This is a genomic window from Flavobacterium ardleyense (assembly GCF_033547075.1).
In the GTDB taxonomy this organism is placed as follows: domain Bacteria; phylum Bacteroidota; class Bacteroidia; order Flavobacteriales; family Flavobacteriaceae; genus Flavobacterium; species Flavobacterium ardleyense_A.
In genome coordinates this window covers 374,566-395,145 of the sequence record NZ_CP137891.1, presented here as the reverse complement: position 1 = coordinate 395,145, position 20,580 = coordinate 374,566, and the positions used below count along the sequence as shown (strand labels likewise).

The window sequence follows — 20,580 nt, the reverse complement described above, 5'->3', positions numbered from 1 at the left end:
AGCATAATGAAAAATTCAGATAACGAAATTTCAAGAACGCCATTTACGGGTTCGCAAAAAATTTATGTCGATGGAAAACTGCATCCCATCAAAGTGGCAATGCGCGAAATAAACCTCCACGACACCAAACTTTCCAATGGGGAAATTGAGCGAAACCCCGCAGTTACAATCTATGATACTTCAGGTCCTTATACCGACCAAAATATAGATATTGATATTCGCAAAGGACTGCCAAGAATTCGCGAACAATGGATTCTTGACCGGAATGACGTAGAAGAATTAATGGAAATTTCGTCAGATTATGGTCAACAACGTCTCAATAATAAAGAGTTAGAACATCTGCGTTTTGAGTATTTGCATAAACCACTTCGTGCAAAGAAGGGTGCTAATGTAAGTCAATTATATTACGCCAAAAAAGGGATTATCACAGCTGAAATGGAATATATCGCGATTCGTGAAAATCAGCAACTTCATAAATTTGAAAGTGAGAATCCTAAAATTTCAATGCAGCATGCGGGCAACAGTTTTGGTGCAAACACGCCGAAAAGAGAAATTACTCCGGAGTTTGTCCGCAGTGAAGTTGCGGCTGGAAGAGCGATTATTCCTAATAACATCAACCATCCCGAAAGTGAACCCATGATTGTAGGACGTAATTTCCTTGTAAAAATCAATGCTAATATTGGAAATAGCGCGGTAACTTCAAGCATCGAAGAAGAAGTAGAAAAAGCGGTTTGGGCTTGCCGTTGGGGAGCAGACACCATTATGGATCTATCGACTGGTAAAAATATCCACGAAACCCGCGAATGGATTATTCGAAATTCACCCGTACCAATCGGCACTGTGCCAATCTACCAAGCACTCGAAAAAGTAAAAGGTGTGGCAGAAGATTTAACTTGGGAAATTTTTCGTGATACACTAATTGAGCAAGCAGAGCAAGGCGTTTCATATTTCACAATTCATGCGGGTGTCCTTTTACGATATATCCATCTTACCGCAAATCGAGTTACAGGAATCGTCTCTAGAGGAGGGTCAATTATGGCAAAATGGTGTTTGTTTCATCACAAAGAAAACTTTTTGTACACTCATTTTGAAGAGATATGCGAAATCATGAAGCAATATGATATTGCTTTTTCTCTTGGTGACGGCCTTCGTCCTGGATCAATTGCAGATGCCAATGACGCTGCTCAATTTGCCGAATTAGAAACGCTTGGCGAACTAACAAAAATTGCTTGGAAGCACGACGTTCAAGTATTTGTCGAAGGACCTGGCCACGTGCCAATGCACATGATCAAAGAAAACATGGACAAGCAACTCGAGACTTGTGGCGAAGCACCATTTTATACTCTAGGACCATTAACCACAGATATTGCTCCCGGATATGACCATATAACTTCTGCAATTGGAGCAGCAATGATTGGATGGTACGGCACGGCAATGCTTTGCTATGTAACGCCAAAAGAGCACTTGGGACTTCCAAATAAAAAAGACGTAAAAGACGGTGTGATCACTTATAAGATTGCTGCCCATGCCGCCGATTTGGCCAAAGGTCACCCTGGAGCTCAATACCGCGACAATGCATTGAGCAAAGCTCGGTTCGAATTTAGATGGGAAGATCAATTCAATCTGTCGCTAGATCCTGACACCGCAAGAGAATTCCACGACGAAACTTTACCAGCTGATGCTGCGAAAGTGGCACATTTTTGCTCTATGTGTGGACCTAAATTTTGCTCTATGAAAATATCTCAAGAAATACGAGAAGTAGCCCAGAAGGGAATGCAGGAAAAATCAGAAGAATTCATTCTGAATGGCAAAGAAATTTATTCCTAAACAATGATAGTCGTAAGCAGTCCTAAATTTCTACACAATGAAGCTAGCTGTATAAATCAACTTTTTGATGCTGGTTTAGAAATTTTCCATCTTCGAAAACCTGATAGTTCAAGGGAAGAATTAGAAAGACTTTTAGCTTCGGTAGAGGAAAAATATTATTCGAGAATTGTTCTGCATCAGCAATTTGGCGTAAGCCTAAAATTTAATATTAACAGAATTCATTTTAATGAAAGAACACGCTCGAGAAGACACGAAATTCTACAAGATTTTGATATGCAAAAGCTGATTCTCTCAACATCTGTTCATAGCATTAATGATTTTAATGAACTGCCGAGAGTTTTTGAATATGCTTTTCTAAGTCCAATATATCCAAGTATTTCGAAACCAGATTACAAGTCAAAAGTTGATTTAATTCAATCGGTCAAATCTAGGACGAATTTCGAAACAAAACTGGTTGCTTTGGGCGGTATCGAGGAAGGAAATCAGAAGAGTGCAATCGAATCGGGATTTGATCACGTAGCTGTTTTAGGTACTATATGGAATGCTGAATGTCCTATAAAAAAATTTAAATCTATGAAATTGAATAAATAAAATGAATGATAAAATTCAATATATATCCCAAGGTGAGACTGCCGCAGAGCAAATGCTAAACATCGAGAAAGTTCTTGATGCGGGCGGAAAGTGGATTCAGCTTCGGTATAAAAATCCTTCTCAAACAGAAGTTCTAAAACTTGCAATTCAGGTTAAAAAAGCCATAGAGTCATACGGCTGTACTTTTATAATTAATGACTCACCAGCAATAGCAAAGGAAGTTGATGCTGATGGAGTTCATCTAGGATTCAGCGATATGTCAATTTCAGCAGCCAAAATTATTGTGGGAGCTGATAAGATAGTTGGTGGCACGGCAAATACTTTTGATGATGTTTTACAACGTTCTCAGGAAAACTGCAGTTATGTTGGTTTAGGTCCCTACGCATTTACTACTACTAAAAAACATTTAAGTCCAATATTAAGTCTTGCGGGATACAAGAACACGATGAATAAACTGCGCGAACTCAACATAGAAATTCCAATTTATGCCATCGGAGGAATTCATCTCACTGATATAAAATCAATATTGGAAACTGGAATTTACGGAATAGCACTTTCTGGCGCAATTACGCGTCACGACAATCAACGAGAATTATACAATCAACTTTACCAACTATGCAATCATTACAAATAGCCGACAAGATTTTTAATTCCCGACTTTTTCTAGGGACAGGAAAGTTTGGATCTAATAAAGAAATGCTAGATGCCATTTCTGGTTCAGGAACTGAACTCGTAACCGTGGCGCTCAAACGGATCGATTTTCAAACCGATACCGATGGATTGCTTGCTGAACTGAAATTCTGCAAGGCCAATCTATTGCCAAATACTTCTGGGGCTAGAAATGCAAAAGAAGCGATTTTTGCCGCAGAGCTAGCGCGAGAAGCAATGGAGACAAACTGGCTGAAACTCGAAATTCACCCAGACCCCAAGTATTTGCTCCCAGATCCGATAGAAACATTGAAAGCGACCGAAGCACTTGCAAAACTTGGATTTATTGTTCTTCCTTATATCCATGCAGATCCTGTTTTGTGCAAACATTTGGAAGATGCTGGAACGGCAGCGGTAATGCCGTTAGGCTCTGCCATTGGAAGCAATAAAGGATTGAAGACTGTCGATTTTCTCGAAATTATTATTGAGCAATCTAAAGTTCCAGTAATTGTAGATGCAGGATTAGGAGCGCCTTCACACGCGGCTTGGGCGATGGAACTTGGTGCTGATGCCGTTTTGGTAAATACAGCAATTGCCGTGGCCGGAAATCCTACATTGATGGCAGAGGGCTTTAGAGACGCCGTAATTGCTGGCCGAAAAGCTTTTGAAGCAAAGCTAGCAAAACAAAATTCGTTCGCCATTGCATCAAGTCCGTTGACCTCGTTTCTAAATAATTAAAACCTTTAATTTCTAAATATGTTTAAAGATATTTTCGAAAAATATGATTGGGATGAGGTTCAGAAAAAGATATATCAAAGTACTTCTGCAGATGTAGAGAACGCCCTTTCTGCCAACAAGCGGGATTTGAACGATTTTATTGCAATGATTTCGCCTGCAGCAGCACCTTATCTCGAGCAAATGGCAATGATGAGTAAAGAGCTTACACAAAAGCGTTTTGGCAAGACTATACAAATGTACGCGCCAATGTACCTTAGCAACGAATGCCAAAACATCTGTACCTATTGCGGTTTTAGTTTAGAAAATAAAATAAAGCGAAAAACTCTGTCTGACTCAGAAATTCTGCTCGAGGCAAAAGCGCTCAAAACCGCGGGTTTCGACCATATTTTGCTTGTAACGGGCGAAGCAAATTCTACCGTAGATAGTTATTATTTTCTAAATGCCGTAAAAATCTTGAAGCCTCATTTTGCAAATATTTCACTGGAAGTTCAGCCTTTAAATACAGATGAATATCTAAAATTGCATTTGGCGGGAATTCATTCAGTATTAGTTTATCAAGAAACCTATCACCGAAAAATTTATAAAGAATACCATCCCAAAGGGAAAAAATCAAATTTTGATTTCCGTTTAGATACACCCGATCGAATTGGCGAAGCGGGAATTCATAAACTTGGAGTAGGTGTTTTGCTCGGACTTGAAGACTGGCGAACCGATAGTTTTTTTAACGCACTGCATTTAGAATATTTGCAAAAAACATATTGGCAGACTCAATTCTCAGTTTCGTTTCCCAGATTACGACCGGCTGAAGGAATTATGGAGCCAAAATTTGTAATGAGTGATAGAGAATTGGCACAACTAATCTTCGCTTATAGATTGTGGAATCAAGATTTGGAACTGTCTCTATCAACTCGTGAAAACGAAAAATTTCGAGATAATATGATTTCGCTAGGCATCACAACTATGAGTGCAGGATCAAAAACAAATCCCGGCGGTTATGCTGTAGACATTGAATCTCTGGAGCAGTTTGAAACTAGCGACGAACGCTCGGCCATAGAAATAGCGGCAGTTATTGCGAATGTTGGCTATCAACCAATTTGGAAAAACTGGGATAAAATCTATAGCTAAATTTAATACTATATGACTTCACTAAATGATTTTTTAAGGTACAATCGGCAGATCATGTTACCCGAAGTAGGAATGGAGGGACAGCATAAAATAGCGAATTCTAAGGTACTAGTAATTGGCGCTGGAGGATTAGGTTGTGTAATACATCAATATTTAGCCGCAGCTGGTTTAGGAACATTGGGAATTTTAGATTTTGACACTGTTGAAATTCACAATCTACATCGACAGATTTTATATAACGATACTCATATCGGAAAATCCAAAGCTATAGCTGCAAGGGAGGTTCTTGTTGCACAAAATCCGAATGTCAATCTACTGGTTTTCGATGAAAAGCTCACGGAGAGGAACGCAGTTTCAATCCTTGAGCAATTTGATATTATTGTTGATGGTTCGGATAATTTCTCAACTAGATATTTAGTAAATGACATTTGTGTTAATCTCCAGAAGCCACTTATTTACGGAACAATTTTTAAATTTCAAGGTCAGTTTGCAGTATTTAATTATCAAAGTTCAAAAAATCTTAGAGATTTATTTCCCGAACCTCCAAGCGCTCAAGATGTGCCAAACTGCAGTGAGAATGGTGTTCTTGGTACATTGCCGGGAGTTCTTGGCACCATGATGGCGCACGAAACTCTCAAACTTATTTGTGACATGGAAGTCTTGCGCAACCAACTCGTATTATTTGACACTCATAACTGGAACTTTAAAAAGGTCAATTTTTAAAAAATGAAAACTCAAAGAAAATATCCCGTTGTATTAACCATCGCCGGTTTCGATGCCAGTGGTGGGGCGGGAATTCAGGCAGATATTAAGACTATTTCGGCCTTGGGGTGTTATGCTACCTCGGTGCTCACTGCTTTGCCTTTGCAAAATACTAAGACCGTAAAATCAATTTTCGAAATCCCCGCCCATATTGTCACGGAGCAATTACACCTACTTTTGGAGGATATTGTACCCGATGCGATTAAAATTGGAATGGTAAATTCTGCCGAAAATATTTTGGGCATCGCTAAAATTTTAAAATTATTTCCAAATATTCCAGTCATTTTAGATCCAATAATGATTTCAAGTAGCGGTACTGTCCTGATTCAAAATGATGCAAAAGATACTTTACAAAAAGAACTTTTCCCCCTCATCAGTTTGCTTACTCCTAATCTAGACGAAGCTGCTTATTTAGTTGGTTTTCCAGTTATTTCGGCAGATGACATGCTGCTCGCAGCTCAGAAAATCAGCGATATGGGTGCGAAAGCTGTTTTGGTAAAGGGAGGTCATCTCCGTTCCAACATCATTCCGTCATTATATTTAGATGCCAACAATAAAAGTCATTTGATAGATCAAAAGAGAGTCGATTCCCCAAATACTCGCGGTACAGGATGTACACTTTCGTCTGCGATTGCTAGTTTTTTAGCCCAAGGACTGCCTCTTTTTGAAGCAATTGCAGCAGCGCATAAATATGTTTTTAAGGCAATAAATTCGGCGAAAGCCATTTCTATTGGTAAAGGAAATGGACCTATGAATCATTTTTTTGACCCTCAGGAAATGACTGCGAGCACCTTCAATAATTAGAATATCGTTTTTTGGAATTTGGGTGTTGCGTCGGCTAGAACATCTCTGCTAAAATTCAAATTTTGGTTAAGCCGCCGCCGGGCTGTCCACTATATCTTTACTGCCACAACGATTAGTTTTCAAGTTTCAAATTTTCGAAAATGCAGTAAAGGATGCCGCTCCCATCCCTAACACGGAAGGGCGTCGCTGGAGTTCGTCTATTTTATTTTGAATTTCAATATGAATTATTTCTTTTTGTCTATAATGCTATTCCATTTTCCAGTTTACTTCCCCCAAATCCAAAGTGCCATTCATCTCGATTTCCAACCAATCTTCAACTGGAGTGCAACATAATTTAATACTGCATCCAGAAAGACTATCAGACAATCCATTTAATTCAGCACCTCTTTTTTTGTGGGCTTCCATTTTTTTGTATTGTGCATCGGTCAGTTCTATTATTATCTTTTTCATATATAATTGTTTTAAATTTATAGTTGAGGTACTATTTTTCTTTTATCAAAATTAAGACAGCATACCGCCAATAAGTGTCGGAGAGAAAAGATTTTAGAAATACTGTTTATTATTATGTTGCTAAGTTCTTCCGAAATAAATTTTTAAAAATGTTTGTTTGATCCCGTAGGGATCATATGTTTATAGACAAGGAATTTCGGATAGGTTTTTTCGACCCCGTAGATGGTCGCACATTTTCGGTATCATCATAAATTCTTAAAAATAATTGTTTTGCATTGCCGACTTGCTGAAAATAAACATACTACCACCTACGGGGTCAACGCCAATTTCGACGCATAGCTCTATAAATATATGACACAGATGGGGTCAGTTGCAACGGAAATACATCATTTCCACCTAGAGCTTTGATAAGATAAAATCTAAATATCTCTATCAAATTTTTTAAAATAAATAAAATGACAGCAAAATTCCTAATATGATACTACATCATCGTTCTTGATCCCGTAGGGATCATATGTTTATAGAAAAGGAGTTTCGGATAGGTTTTTCGACCCCGTAGGTGGTCGCACATTTCCGGCATGTCCCCAATGACGAATATTTTAATCAATCTTCAATCCACTCGAATAAATACTTCTCATCAAATTCGATCTCAAACTTGTTTAATATTAAATGATACTCTTTTTTAAATGACTTCACTTTATGATGCTCTTTTTGATTATTTATATAACCAATTATATTATCTAAAGCTGAATGACTATAAGAAAAAGCACCATATCCTTCCTGCCATTCAAATTTTCTTGAGCAAAATCCATTATCATTTATAAAATCATTTGACGATTTTTTTATTTCACGAACTAAATCAGATACTGTGCAACTAGGCTTCATTCCAATTAAGATATGGATATGATCAGGCATACCATTAATTGCTAATAGCTTCTGATCTTTATTTTGAACTATGCCTGTGATATACTTGTACAGATCTTCTTCCCATTTAGTAAGAATTAAACTTTGCCTTCCTTTAACCGCGAAAACAATCTGAATATAAATCTGAGATGAAGTTGATTTTAGCTCAATATTATTTTATTAATGTAGATAATTTGAGAGGTTGTATTATGAATGCCTTTTGAGTTAAATATAAAATTTTCATATAACATTGCTGCTGAGCTGTCCAAGTTTGTATGTTTAAATACCACCAACATTAATCTTATATTCATTGTATACCGTTTCCCAGATAAGTTACAATTTATATTGAAACTCTTACCATTAAAGGATTGTTCAAAACTATCATCCTTTTGTGAGTAACTATGATTTTTTTTAAGGTAAAAAATTCCAAACTTTGTAATAATAAAAGGAGCAATTCTATTGCTGCATTTATTGGAAATAAAAAAACCTTAGCGGGAACTAAGGTTTGCGTTTCAAAAAATTAATAAGTTAACCAAAAATCAAAAAAAATGGATCAACTACCTTTTTTGATGTTTATCGTTCTGATGAGCATTATTGCAATCAAAAATTAATTAACCAATCATCCACTTCTTATGAAGTGGTTTTTTTGTTTCACAAATGTAATAAAACAAAATATGCGAGGACTCGAAATTTGGCATATTAACAATTTTAAAAGCAATTTTTACAATTAGTACTAGTAAGCTAATCTTACATTATAGCCACAGCCGGCTTTTCTTCGTACCTTACACACTATCAAAAACACTCATCTATGAAAACCGCATTAATAATTGGAAGTACAGGCCTCACCGGATCGCATTTACTGCAACAACTTTTAGATAGCAAACAATACGACAAAGTCATCAGCTTCTCCCGAGAAGTAGAAGTTGAGCATCCAAAACTTGTCAATCATATTGTAGATTTTGATAAACCTGAGGAGTATTGCGATATGGTAAAAGGCGATGACTTTTTCTGCACCATAGGCACCACCATCAAGCAAGCTGGAAGTAAGGAAGCTTTTCGAAAAGTAGATTTCGTCTTCCCGAAGAATTTTGCACAATGTGCTATGGACAATGGTGTTTCGCAATTTCTGATAATTTCGGCTTTGGGAGCAGATTCAAAAGCATCGAATTATTATATGAAGACAAAAGGGGAAATTGAAGATTTCCTAAAAGTCACAACTTTCAAAAGTGTCGCGATTATGCAACCATCCTTATTATTAGGAAATCGAAAGGAATTTAGATTTGCGGAGAAAATTGGCGGCGCGGTGATGAAATTATTATCTTTTGCATTTGTAGGATCTTTAGCAAAATACAAAGCAATCGAATCTACAACCCTCGCTAATGCGATGTTTATTATCGCAAAGAATGACACACCGGGATTTACGGTATATCAATCGGATGAAATCCAAGAAATTGGTAAAATAGAATAGACTTCTTTCGTGAATGTGATAAATGTCATTTGGTTTGCTCATCATACAGACTACCTTTAGACTTAATTAAAACACTTATGCTATGAAAGATACTATATCGGTTGCTTCAATAATGACCAAGAATTTAGTTACGCTTAAAGTGGATGATGAATTATCTCACGCCGAATCACTTTTCAAAAAGAATAAAATTAGACATATTCCTGTAGTAGAAAATGGTGAAATTATCGGGATGTTAAGTTTTACAGATTTACTTAGAATTTCGTTTGTAGACGCGGTTGATGATGATGCCGAAGATGTAAATGCAGAAGTTTACAATCTGTTTACAATGCGTCAAGTAATGACCAAAAATGTCGTGACAATTACGGCTGATACAACCATTAAGCAAGCAGCAACTATGTTTCTCGAAAGTGAATTTCACGCTTTACCAGTGGTAGAAAATGGAAAAATCACAGGAATAGTGACTACTACCGACTTGCTTAGATACTTTATTAGTGAATAAAAATTAATGTTTTTTTTACCAGATTTTTTTTGATAGGGAAGTACTGAAATGAATGAGAACTTAGGTCTAAATTTGTTTCAGTATTTTTTTTATGTGCAACATCGAGAGGAGTTCGATTTAATTTTGAGCGAAAATCTTGTAAACAATTACAATTCAAAATGCTCTATTTTTGTAACGAATCCATTTAGGCGAATCTATGAAAATCTCAAAAAAAATTCTGATCATTTTAGGGTCTATATTTCTACTCTTAGTGTTGCTAGATGTTGGACTTAACACCTATATAAAAAACAAACTTCCTGAACTTCTGAATTCCAAGAAAGATGCGGCTTTCCATATTTCATATAAGGATGCTGATTTTTCACTACTAAAAAGAAGAATTAGCGCCAACGATGTCAAAGTTATTCCTACAGAAGCACTAAAGAATCCAAAATTTAAAAAAGGAATTTTTGCCGAAGTAAAGTCGATTGAGATTATAAATATTGACCTCTATAAAGTCATCTTCAAGAATACAATCAAAGCGGATAAGTTGATTGTGTTGACTCCAAAGGGAATTATGTTTGAGTCTGATCAAGACAAGGAGAAGCCGAAATCGAATACGACCGATCTAATTAATAAGATAATTTATGTTTCTAATATTGTCATTAAGAACGGAACTTTCCAAATCATCAATGATTCTGAGAATACTCCTAAATTAAATGTCGCAAACATCGATGTTGAAATACAAGGAATTCTGGTTACTGACAACAGTTTGAAAAGAAAATTGCCATTTGATTTCTCAACTTACGATTTTTCCTGCGACAGCATTTACTTCAGACCATCTAAAGAATATCATATTTCTGCAAAGAAAATTAAGACCAATAATACTAGTCTAATTGTAGAAAAATTCGCTTATGCTCCCGAATTTTCCCGTCCTCAATTTGTAAAAAGGATGAAGACTGAGAAAGATATTTTCGGAATTTTGGCAGATACTATCAAACTGAACAATATGAAATGGGGGTTTGTCAATGAGGAGTTTTTCTTTAAAACTGAAAGCCTGGTTGTCGAAAATCCTTCAGCAGACATTTACCGACCAAAAATGCCTGCGGATGATTTGACTAGAAAGAAAATGTATTCGGAATTATTGCGAGGAATTCCCTTTGACATGAAAATTGATACTCTAAAACTCAACAATGCTAAATTGGTTTATGAGGAAGAAAAAGGTTTTGATAAAGGTCCTGGGATTTTAAGCTTCGATCAGTTTTATATGAAAACCACTGGAATTACTAGTGCCTATAAGCAGAATAAAGTCGAAGATGTCAAAATCCGAATCGATTGTAGATTTATGAAAGTGTCGCCATTTAAAGTTAATTGGAGTTTTAATGTATTGGATAAATCGGACGCTTTTAATATCAACGGAACAATTTTCGACTTTCCTGCGGCAGATTTAGCAGTTTTCACCAAGCCATATACCAACACTCAAATGGAGGGAATTCTGGAAGAAGTACGATTTAATTTCAATGGGAATAATCAAATTTCTAAGGGAACTTTCGAGCTTAAGTATGATGATTTAAAAGTCGAAATTCTTAGAAAGGATAGAGAACGTAAAAACAAAGTGGTAAGCGCTATTGCGAATATATTCGTGAAGAAAAGCAGTAAAGAAGAACTAAAGAAAGCAGAGGTTGCCGTTGATAGAATACCTGAAAAATCATTTTTTAATCTTCTATGGATAAGCATCGCCGATGGTCTAAAACAAATCCTAATTTAGATTGTGTCAATGTCTGAACTACTGAAAATCGCGCATCGAGGATTTACTAAATCGTTTCCGGAGAATACTTTGGAAGCTTTTGGAGCCGCGATTGCTGGCAATTTTGAAGCTATCGAACTTGATATTCAGTTTTCTAAAGATGGTCACCCAATCGTTTTTCACGACGAAAATCTGAGTCTGCTAACTGGTGATTTTGCTGAAATAAATGATTTAGCTTTGCCGCAGCTAAAGGAGTTGAGAATTGATAAAATATATTCGATTCCCACTTTGGCCGAAGTTCTTGAATTCGTCGGCGCTAACGTGATAGTTATTGTTGAAATTAAGAATCCAAAAGCAGTTCTAGAGGTGGTAAAACAGTTCGAAAAGTCTATAAAAGAAGATTCGTGGAGTTATAATCACTTTATAATTTCGTCTTTTGATTGGACAGTATTAACTGAAGTAGCACTTTTGAATTCTCAAATAAAACTTGGCGTTCTGACTTTTGATGAATTGGAAAAAAGTTTGGCTTTCGCCGAAAAAACAAAAGCAGATTGCATTTTTCCTCATTTTTCACTTCTAAATGCTGAAATTTGCGAAGAGATTTCTCGAAAAAATATAAAAATTTATCCTTGGACCGTCAATGAAATTGAAGATATCCAAAGGATGAAAACTTTAAAAATCAACGGAATAATTAGTGATTTTCCGCATAATATATGATGCACAGATTTGATGTTATAATAGTAGGAGGTGGCGCAGCAGGATTTTTTTGCGCTATAAATGCAGCTCAGAAAAATCCAAAATTAAAAATCGCCATTCTCGAGAGAGGAAGTTCGGTCTTAGAAAAAGTCCGAATTTCTGGTGGTGGCCGTTGCAATGTCACGCATTCTTGCTTTATAGCAAATGACTTGGTGAAATTCTATCCTCGTGGCGAAAAAGAACTGCGTGGACCTTTTCATACTTTCGGTGCAAACGACACTATCGAATGGTTCAAAAATCAAGGAGTCGCTCTCAAAACCGAAGCTGATGGCAGAATGTTTCCAACTACCGATTCATCTCAAACGATAATCGACTGCTTTATTTCGGCGACAGCCAAATACAATATTCAAGTCCTCACGGCACAAAGCGTTCAATCCTTATTCAAGAAAGACGATTTGTGGAAAGTTGAAACAAAAAACGATCAATTTATTTGCGAAAAGCTGGTGATAGCTGCAGGAAGCAATCCGAAACTATGGCAAATGTTGGAAGAATTTGATCACACAGTTGTACCCGCAGTACCCTCATTATTTACATTTAATATCAAAGATTCTCGAATTAGAGAACTTCCTGGAATAGCTTCAGAAGCGGAAGTTAAGGTTTTGGGAACCAAATTGTCATCTTCAGGACCGTTGCTTATAACACATTGGGGAATGAGCGGACCGGCGATTTTGAAACTATCGGCTTGGGGCGCGAGAATTCTTGCCGAGAAAAATTATCAATTCAAAATTCACGTCAATTGGCTTGCAGGTCAAGATCGCGAAGAGGTAGAGAAAATAATCATGGGCTTAAAACTTAGCAACGCTAAGAAAAATATTCGTTCTCATTCACCATTTCCTTTTCCTGGTCGACTTTGGGATAGTTTAACCGAGGCTTCTGGAATTGCCGCAGATTGTAAATGGGCAGATTTGAATAAAAAACAAACCACAGCTTTGCTAAATGAATTGACTTCTGGCGAATATCAAGTCAACGGAAAAAGTACTTTCAAAGAAGAATTTGTAACTGCTGGTGGCGTAAATCTGAAAGAAGTCAACTTCAAAACGATGGAAAGCAAAAAACACGAAAATCTTTACTTCGCGGGCGAAATCTTAAATATCGATGCAATTACTGGCGGTTTTAATTTCCAAAATGCTTGGACAACAGCATTTATCGCGGCAAATGCATTAGCTTAATTTAGCTATTGATAAACCAAATTGTTGCCGAAAGCGCGGTAACAAAAGCCAGCCACAGCAAATAAGGAATAAATAACACCGCGGAAAATTTCTTAATTTTTCCAAATTGAATATAAGTTTCATAAGCAATTAACCATGTCAAAGCGATTTCGATTGTTGCAAGCAAGGGGTTTTTTAGACTAAAAAATAAATATGCCCAAAGAAGTGCAAGTGCCAACTGAATCCAGAAAAATAGCATTCCTTTTCGCACTGGCTCTGGAGTTCTTTCAATTTCCGCATAAAATAATCCGCCTCCAAGACCAATGAGTACAAAGAAAAATCCCCAAACGGGAGCGAAAATTTCTTTTGGCGGCGCAAAGGATGGTTTAGTAATTGTTTCATACCAAGTTTGCAGCCCGTAATCTGCAATCTGATTCCAGAAATAGGCTGCCGCAAGACAGGTCACAATCATTACAACAATCTTTATATACTTATTCATTTTGGATTTTTTTATGCTGTGGCAAATTTAGGAAGGAGCAATGCAATTGTAGGTCTTTAATTAGAATATTTTAGAAACCCATTATTTCAGTAAATATCTCATAGATTTTGGCAGCTTTAGAACTAGCTTAGTAATCGCAATATGCCAATTCTCAAAAAACGATTACCTTTGCAACCAACCTATATTTTAAGAAATGGAAATTCGTGATTTTGTTGCTACAATGCCAGAAAACTTGGCTATTCAAGGAGATTTTGAATCTAGCGCGCCGAGTAATATTGCTCTAGTGAAATACTGGGGAAAACTAGACAATCAAATCCCGGCAAATCCATCTTTGAGTTTTACGCTTAGCAATTGTAAAACAATTACAAAATTAGGTTTTAGACCAATCGAGCCACAAGATGATTTCTCTTTCGACTTTCGTTTTGAAGGACAGCCAAAACAAACATTTAGACCAAAAATCCAACAATTTTTAGAGCGAATTTTTGTCTACCAACCTTTTTTAAAACATTTTCACTTCTTTATTGATACCGAAAATACTTTTCCGCACAGTTCAGGAATCGCATCTTCAGCTTCGGGAATGGCCGCTTTGGCGGTAAACTTAATGCGATTGGAGCGTGAGCTGAATCCAAAAATGACTGAAGATTATTTCAATAAAAAAGCTTCTTTCCTTGCAAGATTAGGATCTGGATCTGCTTGCCGAAGTATAAAAGGCGAAGTGGTAGTTTGGGGAGAAACAAAATCAATCTCGAAAAGCAGTGATTTGTACGGAATTTCCTTCGAAGAAAAACTTCACGACAACTTCAAAAATTACCAGGACACAATTCTTTTAGTTGATAAAGGTGAGAAGCAAGTGAGCAGCACAATTGGCCATGATTTGATGAATGATCATCCTTTTGCAACAGCACGTTTTGATCAAGCTCACAAAAACTTAGCCTCGCTAAAAACCATTCTGAAAAACGGAAATCTTTCGCAATTCATAGCGTTAGTTGAGAGCGAAGCCTTGACTTTGCACGCAATGATGATGAGTTCCAATCCATATTTTATCTTGATGAAGCCTAATACATTAGAGATAATTAATGCAATTTGGAAATACAGAGCGGAGACCAAAACTCCAATTTGCTTCACACTAGATGCGGGTGCAAATGTGCACTTGCTATATCCAGAGTCGGTTAAGGATGAAGTCTTAGAATTTATTAAGAAAAATTTAGTTGGCTATTGCCAAAATGAACATTATATTTGTGATGAGGTGGGAAGTGGAAGCGTCTTTCTTTCTTAGAAATTACTATTTAACTCCTGCTTCAAAAGCCCAACAAAATAAATACGGAAGTATGAAAGGACCTTTATTTTACTCGAAAATTTTACTGTTTGGAGAATATGGAATTATCAAAGATTCTAAAGGTCTCTCAATTCCTTATAATTTCTTTAAAGGTGCTTTAAAAACTCAAGAAAACGATTCGGCAGTTGCACAAAAATCAAATGAAAGTTTACGTCGTTTTGCTACTTACCTTGCAGAGATAGATAGTAGTATTGTAACATTTGATATTCAAAGTTTGCAAACCGATCTTGACGAAGGAATGTATTTTGACTCAAGTATTCCGCAAGGATACGGTGTAGGTAGTAGTGGCGCATTAGTGGCGGCGATCTACGATAAATATGCTTACAAAAAAATCACTGTTCTGGAAAATCTTACGCGCGAAAAATTATTGCAACTAAAGACCATATTTTCTCAAATGGAAAGTTTTTTCCACGGAAAAAGTTCTGGTCTTGATCCACTAAATAGTTATTTAAGCATTCCGATTCTTATCAATTCGCACGATAATATCGAAGCGACTGGAATTCCTACACAAAGTTTTGACGGGAAAGGCGCAGTGTTTTTGTTAGATTCGGGAATTGTGGGCGAAACTGCTCCGATGGTCAATATTTTTATGGAAAACCTCAAAGATAAAGGCTTCCGTAAAATGGTAAAAGATGAGTTTGTAAAATACACCGATGCTTGCGTAGAAAACTTTCTTGGTGGCGACATCAAGTCTCTTTTTACCAATACAAAGCAATTGTCCAAAATTGTACTCAACAATTTTAAACCAATGATTCCTGAGCAATTTCACGGACTTTGGCAGCAAGGAATTGATAGTAATGATTATTATCTAAAACTTTGTGGCTCTGGAGGTGGAGGTTATATCTTAGGATTTACTGAAAATATCGACAAAGCAAGAGAATCCTTAAAAGATCATAAACTAGAAGTTGTTTATCAGTTTTAAGCACTTTTTTTCAACTTCAACTCGGTCAATTCTTAAAGTAATTATGTAAATACGCATCAATGGTCAGTAGAAGGAACAAACTTCTTTTAATGAAAATAGTTAGTTTGTTTTCGGTCGTGCGCGGCTATAATATCCCAATTATCATCCTTGCCCAATATCTTTCGGCAATATTTATTTTAGCTCCAGACACTTCTGCAGTCGAAATTTTATTGGATTGGCGACTATTTATAATCGTTTTTGCATCTTCGTTAACTATTGCTTCGGGTTATATTATCAATAATTTTTACGATTCACAAAAGGATTTAATCAACCGACCTAGAAAGTCGATGCTGGACAGATTGGTCAGTCAGAAAACCAAGCTGTACGTTTACTTCTCAATAAATTTTATAGTATTTTTTATGGCGTTGCTTGTTTCTTGGCGAGCAGCTTTATTTTTTTCAGGCTATATTTTCTTGATTTGGTTTTATTCCCACAAAATAAAAAAATTCACCTTTATCGGAAATCTCATGGCAGCAATGATGGCAGTTTTGCCATTTTTCGCGATTTTATTCTACTATAAAAACTTTTATCAAGTAATTTTTGCCCACGCTACCTTTTTGTACTTGCTGTTATTAATTCGCGAAATGGTCAAGGATTTAGAGAATTTATCTGGCGATTTTGTGGCGAATTATCGAACCGTTCCAGTAGTTTTTGGCGAGCGTAAATCCAAAGAAATAATTACCGTCTTAGCACTTTGCAGCATCATTCCAGTCTACTTGTTAATCGATGTTTTCGAAATAGGTTATATGGACATTTACTTTTACTCCAGCATCTTCGTGCTCCTTTTTCTGATTATAAAACTGTGGAATGCTACCGAAAAAGCAGATTATTTACGTCTTCATAATGTCTTAAAAATCCTTGTCGTTGCGGGAGTTTTCTGCATTGTTCTAATTGAGCCCGCGGTTTTAATCCACGGTCGGAAGATGTTACTACAACTCAGTATTTAAGGTAGAAGTATCGTTATTTTTTGGGCGCATGCCTCGCCACAACGATTTCTACTACCATAGAAAATCACGTAGGCTCGGCACCGGGCTGTCCGTTATATCTTTGCTGCTAGCACGATTTTCTTTAAAATTCATATTGATGTAAGCAGCAAAGGATGCCACTGCCATCCCTTGCGCGAGGAATCGGTAAGATCGAAATAATCTAAGATATCCAAATGATCTAAAAAATCCAAATGATCAAAAAAGGCTAAATTAAAATTGGATTCTACGACTTGAAAGGATGATATTGTGAGAATGTCTTTAAATCTATAAAAAATTCCAATCGGCATTCATTCCCCTCCTTTCGGAGGGGTGCCCGAAGGGCGGGGTGGGCTTTTCGGAGCGCATCGTCGGGGGTTACAAATTAACTTCATTACTGTAATTTGCTTAGGCCTTTGGTTTTGTTTACATTCTTCGACTAATGTGGCAAGCGGATTTAACTTAAAATTTCACCACAAAATTTCAATTAAGCACAAGTGCCCTAGCCCTGATAGTAGCGAAAATCCTTTTTGCCTCTTTTTTAGAGGCAAAAAGATTGGGAGTGGATAGCAGGATGAAGCTCCAAAAGAAAAATTATGCGCTAATTATCAATCAGTTCGCATTCAGAGGTCTATAAAAATACTTCTAAGAAAAGCAAACAAATTGAAAAAATTAAATACTATCTTTGCAAAAATTTTAGAATTTATGAATACAAGGGACGGTGGTAATAAAAGAGGTGGTGCAGGGCGCCCAAAGGGTGTTGGAAGACCAAATTCTAGCAAGCCAAAACCTCCAATGCAAAAACGTGCGCAAGGACCTAAAAAGGTAAAGCCAGACACGAAGACTGCAGATAAATCGGCTGAAAAAGTTTCTGAAAAGGTAGCAAAAACACCAAATCAGGCACCTAAAAGAGCGAAGACGAATCCGGATGAAATCAGGTTAAATAAATATATTTCTAATTCAGGGGTATGCTCACGTAGAGATGCTGATATCTATATCACGTCTGGAAATGTAAAGGTAAACGGTGTTGCCGTTACTGAAATGGGATACAAAGTAATGCCTGGAGATGTGGTCAATTTTGATGGGACAACGCTTACTCCAGAGCGTAAAGAGTATTACCTGCTTAACAAACCTAAGAATTTTACTACTTCGGTAGATGAGAATGAATTGCACAGAAATGTTTATGAACTTGTAAAAAGTGCTACAAATGCACGCATTCAGCCAGTAGGAAGAATGGACAAGAATACAACAGGATTGTTGCTTTTCACCAATGATACTGATATGATTCGTAAGTTTAGTCTTCCAAATCAGAAGTCTGCGAAGATTTATCATGTGTCTTTGGATAAGAATTTAAAGTTTGAAGATCTTGAGAAAATTGCTGGTGGTGTAACACTTGACGGCCATAGACTAGCAGTTGAAGAAGTGACTTATATTGACAATGAGCCAAAAACAGAAATTGGACTGAAATTACGTACGTCTAACGTAAAAGTGGTTCGTGCGATTTTTGAAAGCTTTAAATACGACGTTATCAAAGTGGATCGCGTTTCGTTTGCAGGTTTGACCAAAAAGAATTTACCTCGCGGTAACTGGCGAGCTCTTACGGAGCAAGAAGTTATCAACTTGAAAAATATGTAAGCTACAAATTGTAGTATTTAAAACCGCTAGAGTTTCTTTAGCGGTTTTTTTATTTAAAAAATCAAAGTACACCATACTTTTAGTAAGATCATGCGATAGGGGAAGCAACAATTCTACGCGGAAAAACATTCATTTCAGTAGCGAGGTGCAGATAATAGAGCCGTAGGTCCGACATTATTGTAGCTTCCGCTCGTAAAAACCATCAACATTTCAATAAACATAATGCAATCAAGCTCAGAGCCGTAGGCTCGACTTTATTGTAGCGCAGGATTTTAATCCTGCGTAAATCAATGACCGAAGAATAAAAAGAGCCCTAGGCTCGGTTTTATAAATTCTATGGAAGATTACGCGCACAATAGGAAGATATCTAAGTATAGGAATTCTTAAAAATAGCATGCTCTAATTCATAAAGCCGTTCCTACGGAACTTAAAGCTACATTTGATTTGATTACAACGGATTAAAATCCGTTGCTAGAATAAAGTCATCCCTACGGGATTATAGTTGCGGAAAAAGATGGTGGGGCCATTCTTACGGAACTTAGAGCTTCACCGGTCCCATTTATGGATTGAAATCGATTGTGCCAATTAATGCATTCCAAAGAGTACACTAGCGACCAAATTTTTGCCCAGTAAAGAAATTTCTATTATCTGATACGTTGAGGCGCTGCCAATGAATGAAAACTCGAGGTAAAAAAAGTATATAAAAACGCCAAATGGAAATCACTTTAATTAGAACTTTAAAAGCTCAGAGCCGTAGGCTCGACTTTATTGTAACGCAGGATTTCAATCCTGCGTAAATTGATGATCGTAGAACAAAAAAGAGCCGTAGGCTCGGCTTTATTTTTTTTTAAAAATTCCAGAGTCAATAACGTTGTTTTTAAAGTGGAAGATTTCACAATATTGTGTGTAGTAATTTATAAAGCCGTTCCTGCGGCACTTGAATATTCACCAAATCCAATTACAACGGATTAAAATCCGTTGCTACAATAGCATCATACCTACGGGATTATAATTGCGTGAAAAATTGCAACGGCTGCTTCTTTGAAATTTAAAGCTATGCTGAACCCACTATCAACATATTAAAATCCGTTGCTACAATAAAGTTGTCTCTACGGGATTATAATTGAGTAAAAAAAATGTAGGGACGGTTCTTCTCAAATTTAAAGCAACTCTGAAACTATTTGCAACAGGTCATAATACGTTTTCACAAAAAATCCATCCCTAGAGGATTAGCGAGAAATTAAAAATGGGTTTATTCTTTTTGAAAAAATTGATAATTCACTTGATAGAGATTTAATATTAGACCTACATTTGCCAATTAATCTGCAGTCTGTTTCTGCAACATTTCAAAAAAATAAATATGACTCCAAATAGTTTACAGCAAATTGCTTTTAAGTGGTTTGATGCTTTTAATTCACATAATCTGGACCAATTATTATCACTTTATGATGATTATGCTGAGCACTATAGCCCAAAATTAAAAGTTAGAAGACCGGAAACCAACGGAAAAGTCACTGGAAAACAAGCGCTTTCGGAGTGGTGGAAAGATGCTTTTGACAGATTGCCGACTTTGCATTATAAAGTAACGTCGTTAACTGCAAATGAGCGGCACGTGTTTATGGAATATTTACGTCAAGTTGATGGCGAAGAAGATATGATGGTTGCAGAAGTATTGGAAATTCGGGATGGCAAAATTATCGCATCGCGTGTGTATCATGGATAAAAAAAAGTCCTGTAAATATGCC

The 20,580-nt window shown here is 36.6% G+C and carries 20 protein-coding genes; 17 read left to right on the top strand and 3 right to left on the bottom strand.

The features are described 5' to 3' along the window. The first annotated feature begins 6 nt into the window (after positions 1-6). The 7 genes from thiC to thiD are packed head-to-tail and all read left to right on the top strand — an operon-like array spanning position 7 to position 6,495. Positions 7-1,827, top strand: a complete 1,821-nt coding sequence (thiC, locus tag SBO79_RS01710; RefSeq protein ID WP_318641316.1) for a phosphomethylpyrimidine synthase ThiC — start codon at positions 7-9, stop codon at positions 1,825-1,827. 3 nt (positions 1,828-1,830) lie between these two features. Next, positions 1,831-2,418, top strand: coding sequence for a thiamine phosphate synthase (locus SBO79_RS01705; RefSeq protein WP_318641315.1), 588 nt, complete (start codon positions 1,831-1,833; stop codon positions 2,416-2,418). A gap of 1 nt (position 2,419) precedes the next feature. After that, positions 2,420-3,052 (top strand): thiamine phosphate synthase, encoded by a 633-nt coding sequence (locus tag SBO79_RS01700; RefSeq protein ID WP_318641314.1) that lies wholly within the window; start codon positions 2,420-2,422, stop codon positions 3,050-3,052. Next, entirely contained in the window at positions 3,034-3,804 is a 771-nt protein-coding gene (locus tag SBO79_RS01695) for a thiazole synthase (RefSeq protein ID WP_318641313.1), read from the top strand. Before SBO79_RS01700 ends, SBO79_RS01695 begins: the two co-directional genes overlap by 19 nt. A gap of 18 nt (positions 3,805-3,822) precedes the next feature. Then, positions 3,823-4,929 carry a 2-iminoacetate synthase ThiH gene (gene thiH / locus SBO79_RS01690; RefSeq protein WP_318641312.1) on the top strand — a complete coding sequence of 369 codons (1,107 nt, stop codon included), beginning with the start codon at positions 3,823-3,825 and terminating at the stop codon, positions 4,927-4,929. Positions 4,930-4,941: 12 nt separating this feature from the next. Then, entirely contained in the window at positions 4,942-5,652 is a 711-nt protein-coding gene (locus SBO79_RS01685) for a HesA/MoeB/ThiF family protein (RefSeq protein WP_318641311.1), read from the top strand. 3 nt (positions 5,653-5,655) lie between these two features. Then, the gene (thiD, locus tag SBO79_RS01680; protein ID WP_318641310.1) at positions 5,656-6,495 is read left to right on the top strand and encodes a bifunctional hydroxymethylpyrimidine kinase/phosphomethylpyrimidine kinase; all 840 of its coding nucleotides are present in this window, start codon (positions 5,656-5,658) and stop codon (positions 6,493-6,495) included. Between the two features lie 246 nt (positions 6,496-6,741). Here thiD and SBO79_RS01675 read toward each other — a convergent pair whose 3' ends face one another. After that, positions 6,742-6,945 (bottom strand): hypothetical protein, encoded by a 204-nt coding sequence (locus SBO79_RS01675; protein WP_318641309.1) that lies wholly within the window; start codon positions 6,943-6,945, stop codon positions 6,742-6,744. Positions 6,946-7,548: 603 nt separating this feature from the next. Further along, positions 7,549-8,019 carry an IS200/IS605 family transposase gene (gene tnpA, locus SBO79_RS01670; RefSeq protein WP_318643387.1) on the bottom strand — a complete coding sequence of 157 codons (471 nt, stop codon included), beginning with the start codon at positions 8,017-8,019 and terminating at the stop codon, positions 7,549-7,551. A gap of 637 nt (positions 8,020-8,656) precedes the next feature. On the opposite strand from tnpA, the gene SBO79_RS01665 reads away from it, so the two are divergent. The 5 genes from SBO79_RS01665 (at position 8,657) to SBO79_RS01645 (ending at position 13,463) form a co-directional block, all read left to right on the top strand. After that, positions 8,657-9,316 (top strand): NAD(P)H-binding protein, encoded by a 660-nt coding sequence (locus SBO79_RS01665; RefSeq protein WP_318641308.1) that lies wholly within the window; start codon positions 8,657-8,659, stop codon positions 9,314-9,316. 82 nt (positions 9,317-9,398) lie between these two features. Next, entirely contained in the window at positions 9,399-9,815 is a 417-nt protein-coding gene (locus tag SBO79_RS01660) for a CBS domain-containing protein (RefSeq protein ID WP_318641307.1), read from the top strand. A 196-nt stretch (positions 9,816-10,011) separates the two neighbouring features. Further along, positions 10,012-11,559 (top strand): hypothetical protein, encoded by a 1,548-nt coding sequence (locus SBO79_RS01655; RefSeq protein WP_318641306.1) that lies wholly within the window; start codon positions 10,012-10,014, stop codon positions 11,557-11,559. Positions 11,560-11,568: 9 nt separating this feature from the next. Next, positions 11,569-12,255, top strand: coding sequence for a glycerophosphodiester phosphodiesterase (locus SBO79_RS01650; RefSeq protein WP_318641305.1), 687 nt, complete (start codon positions 11,569-11,571; stop codon positions 12,253-12,255). Further along, a complete protein-coding gene (locus tag SBO79_RS01645; RefSeq protein WP_318641304.1) occupies positions 12,252-13,463 on the top strand; it encodes a BaiN/RdsA family NAD(P)/FAD-dependent oxidoreductase in 1,212 nt (403 codons plus the stop codon). The genes SBO79_RS01650 and SBO79_RS01645 overlap by 4 nt, the downstream gene beginning before the upstream one ends. Before the next feature lies 1 nt (position 13,464). Here the strand turns inward: SBO79_RS01645 and SBO79_RS01640 are convergent, their stop codons facing one another. Beyond that, entirely contained in the window at positions 13,465-13,941 is a 477-nt protein-coding gene (locus SBO79_RS01640; RefSeq protein ID WP_318641303.1) for a TspO/MBR family protein, read from the bottom strand. 193 nt (positions 13,942-14,134) lie between these two features. On the opposite strand from SBO79_RS01640, the gene SBO79_RS01635 reads away from it, so the two are divergent. The 5 genes from SBO79_RS01635 (at position 14,135) to SBO79_RS01615 (ending at position 20,558) form a co-directional block, all read left to right on the top strand. After that, complete coding sequence (locus SBO79_RS01635) at positions 14,135-15,217, top strand: diphosphomevalonate decarboxylase (protein WP_318641302.1); 1,083 nt, start codon at positions 14,135-14,137, stop codon at positions 15,215-15,217. Between the two features lie 52 nt (positions 15,218-15,269). Beyond that, positions 15,270-16,199 (top strand): mevalonate kinase family protein, encoded by a 930-nt coding sequence (locus SBO79_RS01630; protein ID WP_318643385.1) that lies wholly within the window; start codon positions 15,270-15,272, stop codon positions 16,197-16,199. Positions 16,200-16,258: 59 nt separating this feature from the next. After that, positions 16,259-17,185 carry a geranylgeranylglycerol-phosphate geranylgeranyltransferase gene (locus SBO79_RS01625; protein WP_318641301.1) on the top strand — a complete coding sequence of 309 codons (927 nt, stop codon included), beginning with the start codon at positions 16,259-16,261 and terminating at the stop codon, positions 17,183-17,185. Between the two features lie 720 nt (positions 17,186-17,905). Further along, positions 17,906-18,835, top strand: a complete 930-nt coding sequence (locus tag SBO79_RS01620; protein ID WP_318641300.1) for a pseudouridine synthase — start codon at positions 17,906-17,908, stop codon at positions 18,833-18,835. A gap of 1,360 nt (positions 18,836-20,195) precedes the next feature. After that, positions 20,196-20,558, top strand: coding sequence for a nuclear transport factor 2 family protein (locus tag SBO79_RS01615; RefSeq protein WP_318641299.1), 363 nt, complete (start codon positions 20,196-20,198; stop codon positions 20,556-20,558). The last annotated feature ends 22 nt before the right edge of the window (positions 20,559-20,580 follow it).